Genomic DNA, 19,846 nt, shown 5'->3' with positions numbered 1-19,846 from the left:
GCCGGGATAGGCCGGGGACGTCGGGAGCTCCACGCAAAAAGGGCGGCTCCAGGAGCCGCCCTTTTCGTCAGATCTCAGAATGCGGGGACTTAGTTCGCCGCCTTGGGCTTGTCGGTCGTGGCCTTGCTGTCGCCGCCCGGCGTGGGTGCGGCGGAGGCGCTGTTCTTGATGCCGTGGAGCAGGTCGCCGGCGAGCTTGAGCGCCTTGTCGTCCTTGGCATCCGGCGGGACGTAGGACTGCGAACCGGTCTTCTCGTCGCCGTCGTTCTTCAGATGGCCACGCAGCGAAGCCTCGCCCTTGGTGTCGGTGCGTGACTTCAGCTCGTCCGGCACGTCCTGCAGCACCTCGATGTCGGGTACGATGCCCTTGGCCTGGATCGACTTGCCCGACGGCGTGTAGTAGCGGGCGGTGGTCAGCCGCAGCGCGCCGTTGCCGCTTCCGAGCGGAATGATGGTCTGCACCGACCCCTTGCCGAACGAGCGCGTGCCGACGATCGTCGCTCGCTTGTGGTCCTGCAGCGCGCCGGCGACGATTTCCGACGCCGAGGCCGAGCCGCCATTGACCAGCACGATGACCGGCTTGCCCTTGGTCAGGTCGCCCGCATGCGCGGTGCGGCGCTGGGTCTCCTCGGCGTTGCGGCCGCGGGTCGACACGATCTCGCCCTTTTCCAGGAACGAGTCGGAGACGGTGACCGCTTCCTCGAGCAGGCCGCCCGGATTGTTGCGGAGGTCGATGATGAAGCCCTTGAGCTTGTCGCCGATCTGGTTCGTGAGGCTGGAGACCTCGCGCTTCAGGCCTTCGGTGGTCTGCTCGTTGAAGGTGGTGATGCGGATATAGGCGATGTCGTCCTGCTCGACGCGCGCGCGCACGGAGCGGACGCGGATGTTGTCGCGCACCAGGGTGACGTCGATGGGATTGTCCTGGCCCTTGCGGATGATCTTGAGCTTGATCTTGGTGTTGACCGGGCCGCGCATTTTCTCGACCGCCTGGTTCAGGGTCAGGCCCTGCACCGCCTCGTCGTCGAGATTGGTGATGATGTCGTTGGCCATGACGCCGGCGCGCGAGGCCGGCGTGTCGTCGATCGGCGAGACCACCTTGATCAGGCCGTCTTCCATCGTGACCTCGATGCCGAGGCCGCCGAACTCACCGCGGGTCTGCACCTGCATGTCGCGGAAGCTCTTGGCGTCCATGTAGCTCGAATGCGGATCGAGGCCGGTGAGCATGCCGCTGATGGCGGATTCGATCAGCTTGGTGTCATCGGGCTTCTCGACATAGTCGGAGCGCACGCGCTCGAAGACGTCGCCGAACAGATTGAGCTGGCGATAGGTGTCCGCGGTGGCGGCTCGCGCGCTGGAGCCCATGAACACCGCGCGGGGCTGGGTCACGAACAGCGTCAGCGCTGCACCGGTGGCGGCGCTGAGGAGGATTACTGAAGTCTTGCGCATCATCCGCGAACCTTCTCGCCTTCATTTGCGGCCCACCATGGGCCTGGATCGATTGGAGTGCCGTCTTTACGGAACTCGACATACAGCACAGGTTGACTCGCGTTCGTGGCGAGAATGGAGGCGACTTGAGATGTCGACCCCATGGTCGCGACCGGCTCCCCCGTGAGCACAAACTGTCCGATGTTGACCGAAATGCGCTCCATCCCGGCGATCAGGACATGATACCCGCCCCCGGCGTTGAGGATCAAGAGTTGTCCATAGCTGCGGAACGGGCCGGCATAGACCACCCAGCCGTCACACGGCGTCGTGACCTGGGAGCCGGGCTTGGTGGCCAGCGAAATACCCTTCTGGACCCCGCCAACCCCGTCGGAACCGCCAAAATCCCTGATCTTGTTACCGTTAACAGGGAGAGGCAAAAGGCCCTTGGCCGAGGCGAAGGCGATCGCCGGGGTGGTGCGGGACTTGTCCTTGAAAGCGCCCGGGCCCGACTTGGCGCTGGCGGCCGCCTTCGCCTCGGCCTGCCTTGCGGCCTCCGCGGCCTTCTCGGCAGCCTTGGCGGCGCTTTGCAGGTCCTGCTCCATCTTGGCGATCAGCCCCTGGAGATCGCCGACCTGCTTTGAAAGCGCGATGGCGCGCGAACTCTCGGTGTCCAAGTCCTTCTCGCGTGCCGCCTGCTGGCGTTGCCGCTCGTCGACCAAAGCGGCGAGCCGGGTCTGATCGTTGCGGACCCTGTCGCGGTCGGAGGCGAGCTGGTCGCGCTCGGTGGCGATTGTCTTGCGCAAGGCCACGAGCTCGCCGAGCTCGGCCGCGATCTTCTCGGCGCGGCCGCGCAATTCCGGCACGACGGCGCCGAGCAGCATCGCCGTGCGCAGTGATTGCAGCGCATCTTCGGGCCGCACCAGCAGCGCCGGAGGCGTGCGCCGGCCAGCGCGCTGCAAGGCCGCGAGCACTTCGACGATGTCGGCACGGCGTGAATCGAGCGAAGCACGCATCTGCTGCTCGCGGCCGTTCAGCGCGCGCAGCCGCGCTTCGGCCTCGTCGATCTTGGTCTCCACAGTGCGCACATTGGCGGCGGTCTCGATCAGCTGCTGGTTGAGCTGGGTGCGGTCCTGGCCGAGCGCGGTGATCTCGGCCTTGAGCTTGGCCTGCGCTTCTTCCGCGCTCTTCTGCCTGGCGCGCGCGGCTTCCAGCTCCTGCTCGCGCTGCTTGATCGCGTCGGGCGAGATCGCTGCGGTCTGCGGCGCCGGTGTTGCGGTCTGGGCTTGCGCCAGGCTTGCGCCGGCGACGTTGGCGATCAGCAGCAGGTTGAGAATCGGCGCTCGCATCGCTTCTCGGCAAAAGTGCTCGTTGTGGCGCGCATCACGCGCGGTGATAGGGATGGCCGGCCAGAATGGTGGCGGCCCGATAAAGCTGTTCCAGAAGCATGACGCGGACCATTTGGTGCGGCCAGGTCGCAGAGCCGAACGCGATCGCGAGTTTGGCCTTACGGCGCAATTCGGGCGAAAGTCCGTCCGCGCCTCCGATCACGAAAATAGTATGTCCGGCGCCTTCGTCGCGCCAGCGTCCGAGATGCCGTGCGAATACGGTGGACTCGAGATTCTGGCCGCGTTCGTCCAGCGCCACCAGGACGGATCTTTCCGGGATATGCGCCGAGATCGCCGCGGCCTCTTCGGCCATCCGTGTCGCGGTATCGCGCGCGCGGCTCTCGGGAATTTCGTGGATGCTGAGCTCGCGGAATCCAAGCTTGCGGCCGGCCTCGTCGAACCGCTCGAAATAGCGGTCCGCAAGCTCCCGTTCGGGGCCCTGCTTCAGCCGGCCCACCGCAATGACGGCAACACGCATGATATCTTCAGGGTCTGATATCTTCAGGGTCGCGTTTTCAAGACCGCGCGCCATAAGCGCGCGCACACGACGCTAGCATGCGCGCCAGCCGATTCGAAATCGGCTCGATGAGCCTAGATCGCCTTCGCCGCCCCCGGGCCCTGCGTGTACAATCTCTCGAGATTGTAGAACTCGCGGACCTCGGGTCTGAACACGTGCACGATCACGTCGCCGGAATCGATCAGCACCCAGTCGCAATTGGGCAAGCCCTCGACATGGATGTTCTTGATGCCGTTTTCCTTGAGGCTCTTGGTGACGTTTTCCGCGATCGCGCCGACGTGCCGGTTCACCCGGCCGGTGGTAACGATCATGTAGTCGGAGTACGCCGATTTGCCGCGAAGGTCGATGGTGACCGTCTCTTCCGCCTTCATGTCCTCGAGGCGGGAGAGGATCAGGCTCAGCGTCTTGTCGGCGTCGGGTTGCGCCTTCAAGGCCGCAGCTTTGGTCGATGTTTTACGCGTAGGCTTGGCAACCTTGGGTAAAACAGGCTTGGACAATACAGATGTGGTCAGGGACCATTCCTTTCACTGTATCGCGAACGCCGAATCCGGCGCTCACTGGTTACACTACATCATGTGGGGTTAAGGGTTTCAATATGCCAGAGAGCCTCCAGCCCGCACACTTCGTCTCACTTCGTACCTTTCCAGCTCCCGTCCGGGTTCCGCAGGCCCGTCGAGGAGAGGTTCAGCTTCAATCCGGTCAGGAACACCCAGGCGGGCGCCGGCCGATCCGCAAGTTCTGCTGCCTTCGTCTCGGGCAGACGGTAGCGCGATAACGCCTTGGCCGCCGGCGAGGCGAGGGCACGAAAACTCTGCGGCGGGCGATCGATGACCGCGATCGGCACCTGGCCGGCGATGCGCCGCCAGTCCTGCCAGCGGTGGAATTGAGCGAGATTGTCGGCGCCCATGATCCAGACAAAGCGCAGGCCGCGAAGGCGGCGGCGCAACGTGTTGATCGTGTCGATAGTGTAGCGCGTGCGAATGACGGATTCGAGACAGCTCACCTCGATCCTGGGATCGTTGGCGACGTCGCGCGCGGCCTGCATGCGCTCGCCGAGCTCGTGCAGCGGGCCGTTCTCCTTCAGCGGATTGCCGGGCGTGACCAGCCACCAGACGCGATCGAGCTGCAATCGCTTCAGCGCGAATTGACTGATCGCGCGATGGGCCTGATGCGGCGGATTGAAGGAGCCGCCGAGCAGGCCGACACGCATGCCCGGTGTCGAGGGCGGGATCGCTTGCGCCACGAAACGCGGCACGACGAAATTGTTGCTCAATTGCCCGCGCCTCGCGACGTTACCTACGGCCGCGTCTGCCCGGTGCCGTGGACGCGATATTTGAAGCTCGTCAACTGCTCGGCGCCGACCGGGCCGCGGGCGTGGAACCGGCCGGTGGCAATCCCGATCTCGGCGCCGAAACCGAACTCGCCGCCGTCGGCGAACTGCGTCGAGGCGTTGTGCAGTACGATCGCGGAATCGACCTCGCTCAGGAATTTCTTCGCGGCAGCCTCGTCCGCACTCACGATCGCGTCGGTGTGATGCGAGCCGTGGTTCTGGATGTGCGCGATCGCGCCGTCGACGCCGTCGACCACCTTCGCCGCGATGATCGCGTCGAGATATTCGGTGTCCCAATCGTCCGCGCTGGCAGGCTTGACCCGTGCATCGATCTTCTGCACGGCGTCGTCGCCGCGCACCTCGCAGCCGGCATCGAGCAGCATCTCGACCAGCGGTTTCAGATTTTTGCCGGCAGCGGCGCGATCGACCAGCAGCGTCTCGGCCGCGCCGCAGACGCCGGTGCGTCGCATCTTGGCATTGAGCACGATCGACTTCGCCATGGCGAGGTCGGCGCTGCCATCGACATAGACGTGGTTGACGCCTTCGAGATGCGCGAACACCGGCACGCGCGCCTCCTGCTCGACGCGCGCGACGAGGCTCTTGCCCCCGCGCGGCACGATCACGTCGATCGCACCGTTCAGGCCCGACAGCATCATGCCGACCGCGGCGCGGTCGCGCGTCGGCACCAGCGTGATCGCAGCTTCGGGAAGGCCCGCTTCGCGCAGGCCCTGCACCAGGCACTCATGAATGGCACGGCAGGATCGAAAACTGTCGGAGCCGCCGCGCAAGATCACGGCATTGCCGGACTTCAGGCACAGCACGCCGGCGTCCGCCGCAACGTTCGGACGGCTCTCAAAAATCACGCCGACGACGCCGAGCGGCACGCGCACGCGCTCGATGGTCATGCCGTTCGGCCGCTGCCAGCTCTCGGTGACGACGCCGACGGGATCGGGAATGTTGCGCACGGTTGCGATACCTTCGGCCATCGCCTCGATACGCGCCTGCGTCAGCGCGAGACGATCGATGAAAGCACCGGTGGCCTCGCCGCTGGCGCGGGCCTCGGCGACGTCCTCGGCATTGGCGGCGAGAATGGCGGCCGCATGGTTGCGGATCGCCCTCTCCATCGCCTCCAGCGCGCGGTTCTTCTGCTCCGCCGGCGCCAGCGCCAGAACCCGCGCCGCAGCACGGGTGCGGCTGGCGAGATCGTTCATCAGCGCCTGAAGATCGGCGCCGCTATCGACGGCTTTGAGGGGGGCGGCCATGGCTGATTCAACCTTCTGCTAAGGGCGTGTCCTAGCACGGAAATCGCGGGTTTGGCGAGGCTGGGAATTGGCATGACAGGGCGGCGAAGACGGGAGCGGGCGCGCTGAAATTCGCGCGACGTCGCCGGGAGAAAGCCCCTCTCTCAGTGTCGACCCAGCCGATGAAGCAGGTCGTCTGGTCCCGGCACCTCGCCGTGATCCCTGATCCAGGCCTCCGACATGTTCCTGATCTCGCCCGGGGTCAGGCCAAACTGTCGGCGAAAGGCGCGGACGAACGTGGAGTCGCTGCTGAACTGCAGATCGACGGCGAGATCAATCAGGCGCTTGTCCCGCGATGCCGGTGAGATCAGCAGCATCAAGCCGCGATTGAGCCTTTGCTCCTGCACGTAATGCGCAAGTCCTCCGTCCGCTTCGAACAGGCGATAAAGACTGGCACGGGAGATCTGAAAGCGGCGGCAAAGGTCCTGGACCGCGAGCGCGTCGGTATCGAGATTGGCTGCGATATGGCGCTTGATCATCGCGAGATACAGATGGCGCTCGGCCCGCTCGATGGCGCCGTCGACTTCGACGACGCTGCCGGCTGCGCCGGCGATGATATCGGCCATTGCCTCGATCGTGGCGGCGGGGCCGCCGGCCTCCGGCACGGTCGGCTGCCAAAGCGCGGCAAACTGGCTTGCCAGAAGACGCGCGTGGTGATGGCTGGCCGGCAAAGATGACGCCGTCGCCGAATCCGGATGCGCCAGCCGCGGCGCCAACACCGGGCGCGACAGGATGAGTGCCATCAGGTGGGCGCGGTCGTCGCCCGCCCCCGTCAGCACGGTGTGGTTCGGTTGCGCCATGTCGATCAGGCAGATGTCGCCGGGCCGCAGCGTCACCTCGCGGCGGCCCGAGGCGAAGCGCATCTCCCCCTGCAGGCAAAGGGTGACTTGATAATGATCGAGGCCGCCACGTGCGACGTGCGCGGGTGTCCTGTCGTATTCCAGCGCGCTCGCGAAGGATTCGACCAGCAAGGCATTTCCACACGCCATTGTCGCGGTGGAGACATGGAAATCATCATCGGCGGTCAAGGGGATCACGTCGCAGATGCCCGCTGTTGCCGCACGCAACTGTGCGAGGGCATGAGCCCCGCGCCCGCCCTCGTCGGCCGACATATTCTCGCTCACTGGTGCCTCGCGGACATCGTGGGTTCGACAAAGACGAGGCCGCACACAGCGTAGACTGTTGGGAGCGCCAATATCGGCCACCGCTATGTAGCGATCCGAGAATCGCACCGCAAGCGACACGTCTTGGACGAGCGTATGGCGGTAGACGCAATCAGCAATTGTGGTGACGGCTCCGCCGAACGATTCTGTGCCCTGCCTGCATCAGCATCCAATGAAATCGTCGCCTGAGACGCTCGGCACATCGCCCCCGCGGGCGACCTGTTACCGCTTGCCCCGCGCCCTACGACGTCGCGCGTGCCCAGCTTCGAGGCAATCGCGGCATGCTTTCGCCCGAGGTTTGCGACATTGAAGTCTCCCGGATTGCCGCTGCGCGTCGCGCTGCTCGCCACTATGCTCGGCCTCTCCTGGCACGCAAATGCAGCCACGCTGTTCGTGACGACCACGGCCGATGCCGGCGCCGGAAGCCTGCGGGCGGCGCTCACCAGCGCGGGCAATGGCGATACCATTGTTTTCCAGACTGGCGGCACCATCACGCTCGCGAGTGAACTGCCTGTCATCACCAAGAACCTGACCATCGACGGCAACGGCAATAACCCGGTCATCAGCGGTGCCGGGACCTATCGTCCGTTCTTCATCGGCGACGCCGGGACGACCGGTTCGACCTATTCGGTCACGATCGCGAACCTCTCCATCGCCAACGCGGCGGCGCAGGGCGGTAGCGGCATCGACGGCGGCGGCGGCGGTGCCGGTCTCGGCGGCGCGGTGTTCGTCTCGAGCAACGGCGCGCTGACGCTCAACAATGTGAGCTTGAGCAACAACCATGCGAGCGGGGGCGCGGGCGGCGCCTTTACCAACAACCTGAGCGGCGGTGGTGGTGGCATGGGCGGAAATGGCGGAAGCAGCTCAAGCTCCGCAGGCAATGGCGGCGGCGGGCTGGCTGTCGGCAGCAACAGCGTGAGCGGTCTTGGGACCAACGGTGGCGGCGCCAACGGTGGTACCGGCACAATGAACGCCGGCACCGGCGGTAGCGGAGGGTTCGGTGGCGGCGGCGGCGGGAGCAATGCGACTCTTACGTCTGGTGATTCGCAGGGCGGCAGCGGAGGTTCGGCGGCGGGGGCGGCGGCGGCTTTACCATCACGGGTCAAGGCACCGGCGGCGCAGGCGGGTACGGCGGCGGCGGCGGCGGGGCATACAGCGGGGTTAGCGCCGTCGGGGGTGATGGCGGTTTCGGTGGCGGCGGCGCCGCCGTATACTCTGCTACGCGCACAGCCGGAACCGGCGGGTTCGGCGCGGGCGCTGCGGATGTCAGCCTGTCTGTCCCGCTTGCCGCGGGCGGCGGCGGCGGGCTCGGCGCTGGCGGCGCGGTCTATGTCCAGACTGGCGGTACCGTCACGGTCAGCGGCTCGTTGATCGTCAACGGCAACAGCGTTGCAGGCGGCAGCGGCGGCGGCGGCTACGGCGCTTCAGGCAGCGCTTACGGTTCCGGCATCTTCTTCCAGGGCACCAGCGGCACCACGACCACGCTCGCTTTCGGGTCCGGCAGCCAATCGATTGCCGACACGATCGCCGATTACATCGGCTCGGGCGGGACCAATCCCGGCGGTGGCACCAACGCCGCGGACCAGGGTGGCAGCGTCGCGCTCACCAAAAGCGGCGGCGGCACCCTCGCCCTTGCCGGCCCCAACACCTATAGCGGTGGCACCACCATCAACGAGGGCTCTACGCTCGTGATCGGCAGCGGCAGCGCACTCGGCAGCGGCGCGCTGACGCTCAACGGCGGTGCAACCGGCGTTACCGTGAACTTCAACGGCAGCTTCAGTGTTGCCAACAACATCACGGCCACCGGCGATCCGACCTACAACGTTCTCACCGGCAACACGGTGAACCTGAGCGGCGTGCTGTCGGGTTCGGGCGATGTCGTCGTCAACAACCAGAGCGGCTATGCCGGATCGCTCGTTCTTTCGGGGGTGAATACCTATACCGGCCCGACCGTGGTCAATGCCGGGACGCTGCAGGCCGGATCGACCAGCGCTTTCGGCAACAATTCCGCGATGACGGTTGCCAGCGGTGCAATTCTCGACCTCGCCGGATTCTCCAACGCCGTGGGATCGCTGGCCGGTGCCGGCACCGTCACCAACAGCGGCGTCGCCGCCGTCCTGACTGCCGGCGGCAATAACGCCTCGACGGTGTTCTCCGGCACGATCGGGGACGGCACGGGGCCGATCGCGCTGACCAAGACTGGCAGCGGTCTGCTGGTGCTCGGCGGTGTCAATAGTTACAGCGGGGTGACGCTCGTTGGCGGCGGCGAGCTGCGGGTGAATGGCTCGATTGCTTCTTCCAGCTCGACCACGATTCTCAGCGGCGCCATCCTCAGCGGCAGCGGCACGCTCGGCAACACGTTGATCCAGAGCGGCGCGATATTCGCGCCCGGCTCGGGCACGCCGGGCAGTGCAATGACGATCGCCGGCAACCTCGCCTTCCAGTCGGGCGCGGTCTATCTGGTTCAACTCAATCCGACCGCAACGACCGGCGCCATCGTCAACGGCAGCGCGACGCTCGCGGGCAGCGTTATCGCCTCGTTTGCGTCAGGGACCTATCTGACCCGCAGCTATTCGATCCTGCATGCGACGTCGATCAGCGGCAGTTTTGCGACCTTCTCTACCGTCGCCCTGCCGGCCGGCTTCAACGTCGACCTGCAAACCACGACAACCGACGTGCTGATCAATCTGACGGCCCAACTCGGCGCGCTCTCCTCCGGCGGGTTGAACCGCAACCAGCGCAACGTCGCCGATGCGCTCAACGGCTTCTTCAACGGCGGCGGCGCACTGCCGCCCGGCTTCGTCGCGGTGTTCGGGCTGACCGGTGCCCCGCTTGCGGGCGCACTGACCCAGCTCTCCGGCGAAACCGCGACCGGCGCGCAACAGACGACCTTCGACGCCATGGATCAGTTTCTCGGCGTGCTCACCGATTCGTTCGTCGATGGCCGCGGATCGCGCGGGGCGGACACGGATGGCGCGATGGGCTATGCCGCCGCGGCCGGCAAGCGCAGCGGCGCCGAGCGAGAGGCCTACGGCATGATGACCAAGACACCCTCGCGCACGGGCTTCGATCCGCGCTGGCGCGTTTGGGCCGCGGGTTTTGGTGGGACGCAGACGACCGACGGAAATGCAGCGATCGGCTCCAACACTGCCACCAGCCGCATTGCCGGCACCGCGGTCGGTGCGGATGTGTGGCTGTCTCCGCGCACGGTCGCGGGCGTCGCCCTGGCAGGCGGCGGAACGAGCTTCAACGTCGCCAATGGCGGCGGCGGCCGCTCCGATCTATTCCAGGCCGGCGCCTTCATGCGGCATACCGCCGGGCCGGCCTTTGTCACCGCAGCACTCGCCTATGGCTGGCAGGAGGTCACCACCGATCGCACCATCAGCGTTGCCGGCAGCGACCGGCTGCAGGCGCGCTTCAATGCCAACGCCTTTTCCGGACGTGCCGAGGCCGGCTACCGTTTCGCGACGCCCTGGCTCGGCGTGACACCCTATGCCGCTGCGCAGGTCACCGCGTTCGACCTGCCGGCTTATGCCGAGCAGGTGCTGGCCGGCTCCGGCACCTTCGCATTGAGCTATGTGGCGAAGACCGCGACTGCGACGCGCAGCGAGATCGGGCTGCGCACGGACAGATCGTTCCTGATCGATGAGGCGGTGATGACCGTTCGCGGCCGCGCCGCGTGGGCGCACGAATACGGCATCGATCGCAACATCGTCGCCACCTTCCAGACCTTGCCCGGCGCAAGCTTGGTCGTGGGCGGTGCATCGCCGGGTCCGGACGCGGCGCTTGCCACCGCGTCCGCCGAGATCGCGTGGCGCAATGGCTTCTCGATCGCCGCGTCGTTCGAAGGGGCCTTCTCCCACGTTGTCAGGAGCTACGCCGGCAAAGGCGTCATCCGCTATGCCTGGTAGGACATGATGGTCAGGCGGGATCAGTCGGCTGCTACCCGCCCACCACCAGATCGTCGCGGTGGATCATCTCGGAGCGGCCGCTGATGCCGAGGATCATCATCACATCGGGCGAGGAGCGTCCCTTGATGCGGTCGGCATCCTCGGCGTCGTAGGCGACGAGACCGCGGCCGACCTCGCTGGTGTCGGGGCCGCGGACGATCACGGCATCGCCGCGGGCGAACTGGCCCTCCACCTTGATCACGCCGGCCGGCAACAGGCTGGCGCCGGCGCGCAGCGCCGTCACGGCGCCCGCATCGATCGTCAGCGTGCCCTTCGGCTCCAGCGTGCCTGCGATCCAGCGCTTTCGCGAGGTGATGGGGTTGGCCGGCGTCAGGAACCAGGTGCAGCGGCCGCCATTGGCGATCGCCTGCAGGGGATGCTCGATCTTGCCGGAGGCGATCAGCATGTGGGTACCGCCCGTGGTGGCGATCTTGGCCGCCTCGACCTTGGTGCGCATGCCGCCGCGCGACAGTTCGGACTCGGCGTCTCCCGCCACCGCCTCGATCTCCGAGGAGATGCTCTCGACCACCGGGATCAGTCTGGCGTTCGGGTTGTTCTTCGGCGGCGCGTCGTAGAGCCCATCGATATCGGACAGCAGCACCAGGAGGTCCGCGCTCGCCATGGTGGCGACGCGCGCGGCGAGGCGGTCATTGTCGCCGTAGCGGATTTCGTTGGTGGCGACCGTGTCGTTCTCGTTGATCACGGGGATCGCGCGCCATTCCAGCAGCTTGCCGATGGTGGAGCGGGCGTTGAGATAGCGGCGGCGCTCCTCGGTGTCCTGGAGCGTCACCAGGATCTGGCCGGTGCCGATGCCGTGCGCCCCCAACACCTCGGACCAGATACGCGCCAGCGCGATCTGGCCGACCGCGGCGGCGGCCTGGCTCTCCTCCAACTTCAGCGGGCCGCGCGGCAGCTTGAGGCGGCTGCGGCCGAGCGCGATCGAGCCGGAGGAGACGACGAGGACATCGCGCCCTTCGTTGTGCAGCTTGGCCATGTCGTCGGCGAGCGCGGCGAGCCAGGACGCCCGCACCTCGCCCTTGTCGGAATCTACCAGCAGCGCGGAGCCGACCTTGACGACGATACGGCGGAATTGACTGAGTTCGGGGCTGGCCATGTGGGTATGTGCTGGCGCGTGTGGCGAATTGCTCTGCATCGGAAGCGGCGGAGCGAAAGAGCGGCGCCGGTGAGGCCTGCTTTTGCAGCAGGACGATGGCCGGCGCAAGGCGGGCGAGATGGTAAACGGCCGACGGCGGCCTTGTCTTGGACGCCGTTCCGGTTCTAATGCCGGCAACCAAAAACGGAGCTGGAGAGGAAACGTATGGACCGCCGCAAATTCATGACCGGATGCCTCGGCCTGCCGCTCCTGGCGCAAGCGGGTGGGGCGCAAGCGCAGGCCGGGCTGAGCAAGATCATCTTCCCCTTCGCGGCCGGGGCCGGCGGCGACACGCTGTGCCGGCTGATCGCGCAGGAGATGGCCCCGGTGCTGCAACGGACCATCGTGGTCGAGAACCGCACCGGCGGCGACGGCCTGATCGGCATCAAGGCGGTGAAGGGCGCAAGTCCCGACGGCAGCATGGTGCTGGTGACGACCGGGCCCACCATGTACCTGCTGCCGATGGTGGAGACGACACCGAGCTTCGACACGGCCAGGGACTTCATGCCGGTGTCGCTGCTGGCGCGGTTCGAATTCGCCGTCGTGATCGGCCCGGGGGTCGACGCCCCGGATTTCAAGAACTTTGTCGCCTGGCTGAAGGCGCATCCCGACAAGACGTCGTTTGGCGTGCCGAGCAACGGCACCATCCCTCATTTCACGGGCTCCAAGCTGGAGAAGGACCTCGGCATTGCCCTGACCCGCGTGCCCTATCGCGGCAGCGCGCCGATCCTCAACGACCTCGTCGGCGGCCACATCTCGTTCGGCATCACCACGCTGGCCGACGCGCTGCCGCAGCATCGCGCCAAGGGGGTGAAGATCGTCGCGGTCGCGAGCGCGGAGCGCTCGCCCTTTGCTCCCGACGTCCCGACGCTGAAGGAGAGCGGCATCGATCTCGTCGCGGACGCCTGGTACGGCATGTGGCTTCCCGCCGGCAGCCCGCCGGAGTTTGCGAGCAAGCTTGGTGCAGCCGCAAGCGCCGCGCTGGCGAAGCCCGAGGTGAAGGAGAAGCTGACGGCGATCGGGATGATTCCGGTCGGGAGCAATGCAGATGGGCTCACCAAGGAGCTGGCAGCGAACATCGCGTTGTGGCAGCCGATCGTGAAGGCGACGGGCTACAAGATCGAGAATTGAATCTCCCGCGGCGACACACACTCAGTCGTCATGGCCGGGCTTGACCCGGCCATCCACGTGCGTCCGCGCTTACCGCAAGACGTGGGTGCCCTGGTCAAGCCCGGGCGAATGGAGAGAGCCTCCCTCCACTCACATCTTCGCGCGCTGCGCGATACCGTCCTTGATTGCTGCAAGCTCGGCCTCGTCCCAGATGCCGATCAGAATCCCACCCTTCACCTGCAGCTGGTTCTCCGCATAGGCCGCGATCTTCTCGCGCGGCGTCGTGATGTGGTCGTTGGGATGCAGCGCCCAGTCGAACAGCTCGGCCTGCAACCGAGCTACGATGCCCGCGCATTCCGGATCGTCGCCGCGATCCAGATATTCGTCCGGATCGGTTTCGAGATCGTACAGCATCGGGCGGAAGCCGGAGGCGTGGATGTACTTCCAGCGGCCGTCGAACACCATGAACAGGCGGCAGCGTTCGATCGGCTGGTTCAGCTTCAGCCGCACGTCCTGCATGGCGTAGTCATATTCGGAGAACGCAACCTTGCGCCAATCCGATGGCTTCGGGCCACGCAGCAGCGGCAGCAGCGAGCGCCCTTCGAGGATGTGGCCCGGCACCTTGCCGCCGAAATAGTCGACGAAGGTCGGTGCGAGATCGATCGCCTCCACCAGCGCATCGCAAAGCGTGCCTCGCGTGGCGTCGGCTTCCCTGGAGGGATCGATGACGATGAGCGGGATCTTCGCGGACTGTTCGTGGAACAGATCCTTCTCGCCCATCCAGTGATCGCCGAGATAATCACCGTGATCGGAGGTGAACACGATCATCGTCGTCTCCAGCAGGCCGCGTTCCTCCAGGAACTTCATCAGCACGCCCATCTGGTCGTCGATCTGCGTGATCAGGCCCATATAGGTCGGGATCACCTTTTCGCGGGCCTCATCGCGCGCCATGTTGCGGGAGTAGCGCATGTCCATATAGGCGCCGAACACCGGATGCGGATTCTGGCGCTCGCGCTCGGAGCGGATCACCGGAATCATGTCGTCGGTCGAATACATGCTCGCATAGGGCTCTGGCGCGATGTAGGGCCAGTGCGGCTTGATGTAGGACAGATGCAGGCACCACGACCGGCCGTCGGTCTCGGCCTCGCTGATGAAATCCATCGCGCGCCGCGTCATGTAGGGCGTCTCGGAATGCTCGTCCGGCAGGCGTGCGGCCTTGTCGGCATGCACCAGCAGCCAGCCGTTCTGCAAGGAGCCATCGTCGGCCGCGCCTGAATTGGCCCAGTGCTCCCAGGGGTTGGTGGCTTCAAAGCCCTGCTGGCGCAGATAGTCATCGTATTTCGGCCGCGGACGACCCGTCGGATGCAGGCCGTCGTCGCGCTCATAGGGCTCGAAACCGCATTCGGCGACGTGCACGCCGATGATCGATTCCGGCGGGATGCCGAGCGCCTTCATGCCCTCGAGGTCGGGCGCCATGTGGGTCTTGCCGACCAGCACGTTGCGCACGCCGATCTTGCCCAGGTGATCGCCGAGCGTGGGCTCGCCGACGCGCAGCGGCCAGCCGTTCCAATGCGAGCCGTGCGAGCGCATGTAGCGCCCGGTGTAGAACGACATCCGCGACGGGCCACAGATCGGCGACTGCACATAGGCGTTGGTGAACAGCACGCCGCGCCTGGCCATGGCGTCGATGTTCGGTGTCTTCAGCGTGGGATGGCCGGTGCAGCCGAGATAATCATAGCGAAGCTGGTCGCACATGATCCAGAGAACGTTCTTCGCGCGCGCCATGCGTCTCGCTCCACCCTTCGTTCGCTTGATATAGCGCTATTGATGGTGCGAAGAAAACCTCTCCCACAGGGAGAGGTCGGCGCGTAGCGCCGGGTGAGGGGTTACGGTGTCTCGTGGGACCTGATCCCCTCACCCGATTTGCTAACGCAAATCGACCTCTCCCCGGTGGGGAGAGGTGTGGAGAGCGCTGCTTACTTCACGCCGACCATGGCTCCGCTTCGGCGGCGCTCTTGGCCTTGCTGGACACCGGGGCCTCGCCGATCACCTCGGCAAGCGCGCGCAACGCTTCCTTGACGCCCTGGCCGGTCGCGCCCGAGAGCAGCAGCGGCGTCTTCCTGGCGGCGCGCTTGAGGCGGTCCTTCTGCTTCTTGAGCTCGTCCGGCTCGACCGCGTCGATCTTGTTCAGCGCGACGATCTCGATCTTGTCGGTGAGCTGTCCGCCATAGGCATCGAGCTCCTTGCGCACGGTCTTGTAGGCCTTGCCAGCGTGCTCGCACGTTGCGTCGACGAGATGCAGCAGCACCCGGCAGCGTTCGACATGGCCGAGGAAGCGGTCGCCGAGGCCCGCGCCTTCATGCGCGCCCTCGATCAGACCGGGAATATCGGCCAGCACGAACTCACGGCCGTCGGCATTCACGACGCCGAGCTGCGGATGCAGCGTGGTGAAGGGATAGTCGGCGATCTTCGGTTTCGCCGCGCTGACCTTGGAGAGGAAGGTCGACTTGCCGGCATTGGGCAGGCCGACGAGGCCGGCATCGGCGATCAGCTTCAGCCGCAGCCAGATCCAGCGCTCCTCGCCGGGCTGGCCGGGATTGGCGTTGCGCGGCGCGCGGTTGGTCGACGACTTGAAATGCGCGTTGCCGAAGCCGCCATTGCCGCCCTCGGCCAGCACGAACTTCTCGCCCACCTTGGTGAAGTCGTGGATCAGCGTCTCGCGGTCCTCGTCGAAGATCTGGGTGCCGACCGGCACCTTGAGCACGATGTTCTTGCCGTTGGCGCCGTGGCGGTCCGAGCCGGAGCCGTTCTCGCCCTTCTGGGCCTTGAAGTGCTGCTGGTAGCGGTAGTCGATCAGCGTGTTGAGGCCATCGGCGACCTCGATGATGACGTTGCCGCCGCGGCCGCCATTGCCGCCCGAGGGACCGCCGAATTCGATGAACTTCTCGCGGCGGAACGCCACGCAGCCGTTCCCGCCATCACCGGAGCGGATATAGACCTTTGCTTCGTCGAGGAATTTCATCGGCCATAGGTAGGCCAGCCGGTGCCCCGCGGCAACCCGCATTGCCCCGCGGATTGACCGAATTTCTCCCGAAGTCCCGCCTTGCTTAACCTGCCGGGCGGCGCCGGATCAGGAATTTCTGCATGCCCTCCAGCACCAGCTCCTTGCGCTGGTTGAAGATCGTGCTTCGAAGCGTCACCACGCCGGTCGTACGTCCCGGCACCAGCTCGATGACTTCGAGCGCGGGGTAGATCGTGTCGTCGGCGAACACCGGTTTGAGGAACCGGCTCGACTGCTCGAGGAAGCCGACCAGGGAGTCCTCGACCATGAACGGAAACAGGCCGGCACCGGGCGCGGTGTGGATCAAGGTCTGGAAGCCGTGGGCGAGCAGATGCGGCATGCCGCGGCTGCGGCAATATTCCACGTCGTAGTGCACCGGATGGGTGTCGCCGCTCGCGGTCTGGAATGCAGCGAACACCGCCGAGGTCTGGGTGCGGCTCGGCAGCACGAAGCGCTCGCCGACGACGAAATCCTCAAACCAGCGCTGCGCGGGGATCATGCGATGCTGGGCGGGATCGAAGTCGGTCATGCGCTGCACCATCGGAACGGACTTGGGGAATGATCCGTATCGCGCCGCGCGCAGTGCGACAATGCGTTCAATTGATCGAACTCGGACTTGTTTGGTGCCTTGTCGCCATTAAAAGGACCTCCCGACGCCCTATCGATCGCGCTGCTGCCCTGTCCTCCGTCATTGCGAGGTGCGCAGCGAGGAATCAATCCAGGCTGCCGCCGTGGTGGCAGCCTGGATTGATTCGCTTCGCTCGCAATGACGCATTTCCCGAAACAAACTCTGTCGATGCCCCTGTTCAAGAACCTCTCCGCCTATGACGACCGCTCGGCGCGGCTGGCCGGCATCGCGCTGATGGTGCTGTCGATCTTCATGTTCTCGTTCGGCGACGCCATGGGCAAGTTTCTGGTCGGCACCTATTCGGTCGGGCAGCTCTTGTTCCTGCGTGCCTGCGCGGCGCTGCTCTTGCTGGCGCCGATGATCTGGACGCAGCGTCACCAGTTCCTGCATCTGGAGCGGCCGGGCTTGCAGCTGTTCCGTGTCGTGCTGTCGACGCTGGAGGTGGCTGCCTTCTTCCTCGCGACGGTCTATCTGCCGCTTGCCGATGTCATCACCTATTACCTGGCCGGTCCGATCTTCGTCACGGCGATGTCGGCGATCTTCCTGGGGGAAAAGGTCGGCTGGCGGCGCTGGACCGCCATCCTGGTCGGCTTCTGCGGCGTGCTGATCGCGCTGCGCCCCTCCGCGCAGACCGTCAGCCTGCCAGCGCTGATCGCGCTCGGCGGAAGTCTGTCGTTTGCGACCTTGATGCTGATCACGCGCAGCCTGCGCAAGACACCCGACATCGTGATGGCGTCCTCGCAATTCATCGGCACGTTTTCGCTGGGTGCCGTGCTGTCGGCGTTCCACTGGGTGCCGCCGACGCCAGGCAGCCTCGTGATCTTCGCGCTGGCCGGATGCATCTCGGTGACCGCGCTGTTCTGCGTCAACCGCTCGCTAAAGCTGGCGCCGGCGAGCGTCGTGGTGCCCTACCAATATTCGATGATCGTCTGGGCCGTGATCTTCGGCTTCGTCGTGTTCGGCGACGTGCCGTCGATCGCAACCCTCGTCGGCGCCGCCATCATCATCGGCGCCGGGTTCTACATCTATTTGCGCGAGCGCGATCTCGGACGCGCGAGCGCCGACGTGAATCCGCCTGCGTGAACGCTCCCTCGTCGTCCCGGGGCGCGCGGAGCGCGAGCCCGGGACCCATACCCAAAGGGAGTGGTTTGACGAAGACTCGGAGTGGGAGTTTCCTCCCTCACTCCTCCCTGGGATTATGGGTCCCGGGCTCGCGACTTCGTCGTGCCCCGGGACGACAGCGGAGAATGTGGTGCGCTCTTGCGCTATTTCATGCGCCGTGCGCTGCTCCAGCTCTTCAGCGATGCCCACACGCCGCGTGACAGGCGGAAGCAGTCGACGGGCGTCGAGGAGCCCAGCGCCAGGAAGCGGTGCAGCTGCACGCCGCTCCACTGGAAGCCGCACTTCTCCAGCACCTTGCGCGAGGCCGGATTGGTGACGCGCGCACCGGCATGGAGATGCTCGTCCTCGAACTCCTCGAAGAAGAAGTCGATCGCGCCGCGCGCGGCTTCGGTGGCAAAACCCTGGCCCCAGTGCTCGACGCCGAGCCAGTAGCCGAGCTCGGCGTTGCCGGGCGTGGAGCAGTCGATGCCGACCATGCCGACCGGCCCGGTGTCGTGCTCGATCAGGAACACGGTCTCGCTGCCGAGCGCGGCGGTGGCGCGGATGAATTCGACGGCGTCGTCCTGCGAATAGGGGTGCGGAAGGCGGCGGGTGTTCTCGGCGACGCGGCGGTCATTGGCGAGCCGGGCGATCGTCCTGACGTCGGCGAGGGTCGGCCGCCGCAAGGTCAGCCGCTCGGTGGCGACGACGCTGGGTCTCGCCTCCTGCAAGGTCACGCTCGAGAAATCCTGCAACATGTCCGGCTCCGTGAAAGTCACTAATTCGAAGTGAGCAAGTCAAAGAAAAGGGGAGGCCGGTTTCCCGCCTCCCCTGGAGCCTGCTTGTGGACTCCGCCGGTTCAGTCAGGACCCGGCGGACTCCAAATTTGATCCACCGTCTATTCAGCCGCCTCGGCGATCGGGAGTACCGATACGAAGGTGCGGCCGTTGGCTTTAGCCTGGAACGCAACGCGGCCCTCGATCTTGGCGAACAGGGTGTGGTCCGTGCCCATGCCGACATTAAGGCCCGGGTGCCAAGTCGTGCCGCGCTGACGCGCAATGATGTTGCCGGGAGTGACGATCTCCCCGCCGAACGCCTTGATACCGAGGCGTTTGCCTTTGGAATCGCGTCCGTTACGCGATGAACCGCCTGCTTTTTTGTGAGCCATGGCTCGTCTCCGAAATCCTGCGTATGTCTAGGTCAATTCCTTGACGGAATCATTTCAAAAGGTCTCACGCATCAATTCGTGAACTGGCGTGATCGATTCTCGTTACTCGGCGGCTTCGGCTGCCGGCTCCTTGGCTACCTTCTCCCGCTTCGGGCGCGGGCCCTTGGTGGGCTTGGCGCCGTCCGTCAGAATCTCGCTGACGCGGAGCACGGTGATCTCGTCGCGGTAGCCGCGCTTGCGGCGCGAATTCTTGCGGCGGCGCTTCTTGAACGCGATGACCTTGGGGCCGCGCTTGTGGTCGAGCACCTCGACCGCAACGGACGCACCCGCCACCGTCGGGACGCCCAGCACCGGCGTGTCGCCGCCGACCACCAGAACTTCATTCAACTGCACGATCGAGCCGACTTCGCCTTCGATCTTGCCTACTTCCAGGACATCATCCGGCACGACGCGGTATTGTTTGCCGCCGGTTTTGATGACTGCGAACATCGTTTTTTTCCTTCGTGTTCAATCCCGGCCTCGCGACTGATATCGTCGGGGCCGGCTTTTTGTCAG

The 19,846-nt window shown here is 65.7% G+C and carries 18 protein-coding genes; 4 read left to right on the top strand and 14 right to left on the bottom strand.

Annotation, left to right across the window (positions count from 1 at the left end; translation table 11 throughout):
- Positions 1-89: 89 nt before the first annotated feature.
- From ABIA42_RS32200 to ABIA42_RS32170, 7 genes are all read right to left on the bottom strand, one after another.
- Positions 90-1,448: a S41 family peptidase gene (locus tag ABIA42_RS32200; protein ID WP_370117582.1), complete on the bottom strand. Its 1,359-nt coding sequence runs from the start codon at positions 1,446-1,448 to the stop codon at positions 90-92.
- Entirely contained in the window at positions 1,445-2,770 is a 1,326-nt protein-coding gene (locus ABIA42_RS32195) for a murein hydrolase activator EnvC (RefSeq protein ID WP_370117584.1), read from the bottom strand. Before ABIA42_RS32195 ends, ABIA42_RS32200 begins: the two co-directional genes overlap by 4 nt.
- Before the next feature lie 34 nt (positions 2,771-2,804).
- Positions 2,805-3,287 carry a 23S rRNA (pseudouridine(1915)-N(3))-methyltransferase RlmH gene (gene rlmH, locus ABIA42_RS32190; protein WP_271527822.1) on the bottom strand — a complete coding sequence of 161 codons (483 nt, stop codon included), beginning with the start codon at positions 3,285-3,287 and terminating at the stop codon, positions 2,805-2,807.
- A 113-nt stretch (positions 3,288-3,400) separates the two neighbouring features.
- Entirely contained in the window at positions 3,401-3,757 is a 357-nt protein-coding gene (gene rsfS / locus ABIA42_RS32185; RefSeq protein ID WP_024338888.1) for a ribosome silencing factor, read from the bottom strand.
- Positions 3,758-3,954: 197 nt separating this feature from the next.
- A complete protein-coding gene (locus tag ABIA42_RS32180; RefSeq protein WP_271527821.1) occupies positions 3,955-4,599 on the bottom strand; it encodes a nicotinate-nucleotide adenylyltransferase in 645 nt (214 codons plus the stop codon).
- A gap of 23 nt (positions 4,600-4,622) precedes the next feature.
- Positions 4,623-5,918: a glutamate-5-semialdehyde dehydrogenase gene (locus tag ABIA42_RS32175; RefSeq protein WP_370117587.1), complete on the bottom strand. Its 1,296-nt coding sequence runs from the start codon at positions 5,916-5,918 to the stop codon at positions 4,623-4,625.
- Between the two features lie 143 nt (positions 5,919-6,061).
- Positions 6,062-7,069, bottom strand: a complete 1,008-nt coding sequence (locus ABIA42_RS32170) for a helix-turn-helix domain-containing protein (protein ID WP_370117590.1) — start codon at positions 7,067-7,069, stop codon at positions 6,062-6,064.
- A gap of 372 nt (positions 7,070-7,441) precedes the next feature.
- On the opposite strand from ABIA42_RS32170, the gene ABIA42_RS32165 reads away from it, so the two are divergent.
- Together ABIA42_RS32165 and ABIA42_RS32160 are read left to right on the top strand one after the other, a co-directional pair.
- The gene (locus tag ABIA42_RS32165; RefSeq protein WP_370157188.1) at positions 7,442-8,491 is read left to right on the top strand and encodes a hypothetical protein; all 1,050 of its coding nucleotides are present in this window, start codon (positions 7,442-7,444) and stop codon (positions 8,489-8,491) included.
- On the top strand, positions 8,488-11,031 hold the full coding sequence (locus tag ABIA42_RS32160) for an autotransporter domain-containing protein (protein WP_370117596.1): 2,544 nt from the start codon (positions 8,488-8,490) through the stop codon (positions 11,029-11,031). The genes ABIA42_RS32165 and ABIA42_RS32160 overlap by 4 nt, the downstream gene beginning before the upstream one ends.
- Before the next feature lie 31 nt (positions 11,032-11,062).
- Here ABIA42_RS32160 and proB read toward each other — a convergent pair whose 3' ends face one another.
- Positions 11,063-12,184: a glutamate 5-kinase gene (gene proB, locus ABIA42_RS32155; protein ID WP_370117599.1), complete on the bottom strand. Its 1,122-nt coding sequence runs from the start codon at positions 12,182-12,184 to the stop codon at positions 11,063-11,065.
- Between the two features lie 204 nt (positions 12,185-12,388).
- On the opposite strand from proB, the gene ABIA42_RS32150 reads away from it, so the two are divergent.
- Entirely contained in the window at positions 12,389-13,354 is a 966-nt protein-coding gene (locus tag ABIA42_RS32150; protein WP_370117602.1) for a Bug family tripartite tricarboxylate transporter substrate binding protein, read from the top strand.
- A 129-nt stretch (positions 13,355-13,483) separates the two neighbouring features.
- Here the strand turns inward: ABIA42_RS32150 and ABIA42_RS32145 are convergent, their stop codons facing one another.
- The 3 genes from ABIA42_RS32145 to ABIA42_RS32135 form a co-directional block, all read right to left on the bottom strand.
- Entirely contained in the window at positions 13,484-15,118 is a 1,635-nt protein-coding gene (locus ABIA42_RS32145; protein WP_370117605.1) for an alkaline phosphatase family protein, read from the bottom strand.
- Positions 15,119-15,314: 196 nt separating this feature from the next.
- The gene (obgE, locus tag ABIA42_RS32140) at positions 15,315-16,355 is read right to left on the bottom strand and encodes a GTPase ObgE (RefSeq protein WP_028180026.1); all 1,041 of its coding nucleotides are present in this window, start codon (positions 16,353-16,355) and stop codon (positions 15,315-15,317) included.
- A gap of 85 nt (positions 16,356-16,440) precedes the next feature.
- Positions 16,441-16,923, bottom strand: coding sequence for a MaoC family dehydratase (locus ABIA42_RS32135; protein WP_370117608.1), 483 nt, complete (start codon positions 16,921-16,923; stop codon positions 16,441-16,443).
- Positions 16,924-17,190: 267 nt separating this feature from the next.
- Between ABIA42_RS32135 and ABIA42_RS32130 the strand changes: the two genes are divergently transcribed.
- Positions 17,191-18,105 (top strand): DMT family transporter, encoded by a 915-nt coding sequence (locus ABIA42_RS32130; protein WP_370117611.1) that lies wholly within the window; start codon positions 17,191-17,193, stop codon positions 18,103-18,105.
- A 182-nt stretch (positions 18,106-18,287) separates the two neighbouring features.
- Here ABIA42_RS32130 and ABIA42_RS32125 read toward each other — a convergent pair whose 3' ends face one another.
- The 3 genes from ABIA42_RS32125 to rplU form a co-directional block, all read right to left on the bottom strand.
- Positions 18,288-18,881, bottom strand: coding sequence for a GNAT family N-acetyltransferase (locus ABIA42_RS32125; RefSeq protein ID WP_370117614.1), 594 nt, complete (start codon positions 18,879-18,881; stop codon positions 18,288-18,290).
- Positions 18,882-19,021: 140 nt separating this feature from the next.
- Positions 19,022-19,291, bottom strand: a complete 270-nt coding sequence (gene rpmA / locus ABIA42_RS32120; protein ID WP_008538809.1) for a 50S ribosomal protein L27 — start codon at positions 19,289-19,291, stop codon at positions 19,022-19,024.
- A gap of 102 nt (positions 19,292-19,393) precedes the next feature.
- On the bottom strand, positions 19,394-19,780 hold the full coding sequence (gene rplU, locus ABIA42_RS32115; RefSeq protein WP_124163569.1) for a 50S ribosomal protein L21: 387 nt from the start codon (positions 19,778-19,780) through the stop codon (positions 19,394-19,396).
- Between the last annotated feature and the right edge of the window lie 66 nt (positions 19,781-19,846).

This window comes from Bradyrhizobium sp. USDA 327, assembly GCF_041262065.1.
GTDB classification, from domain to species: domain Bacteria; phylum Pseudomonadota; class Alphaproteobacteria; order Rhizobiales; family Xanthobacteraceae; genus Bradyrhizobium; species Bradyrhizobium liaoningense.
The sequence above is the reverse complement of the archived record's forward strand: the minus strand, read 5'-3'. Positions and strand labels throughout refer to the sequence as shown.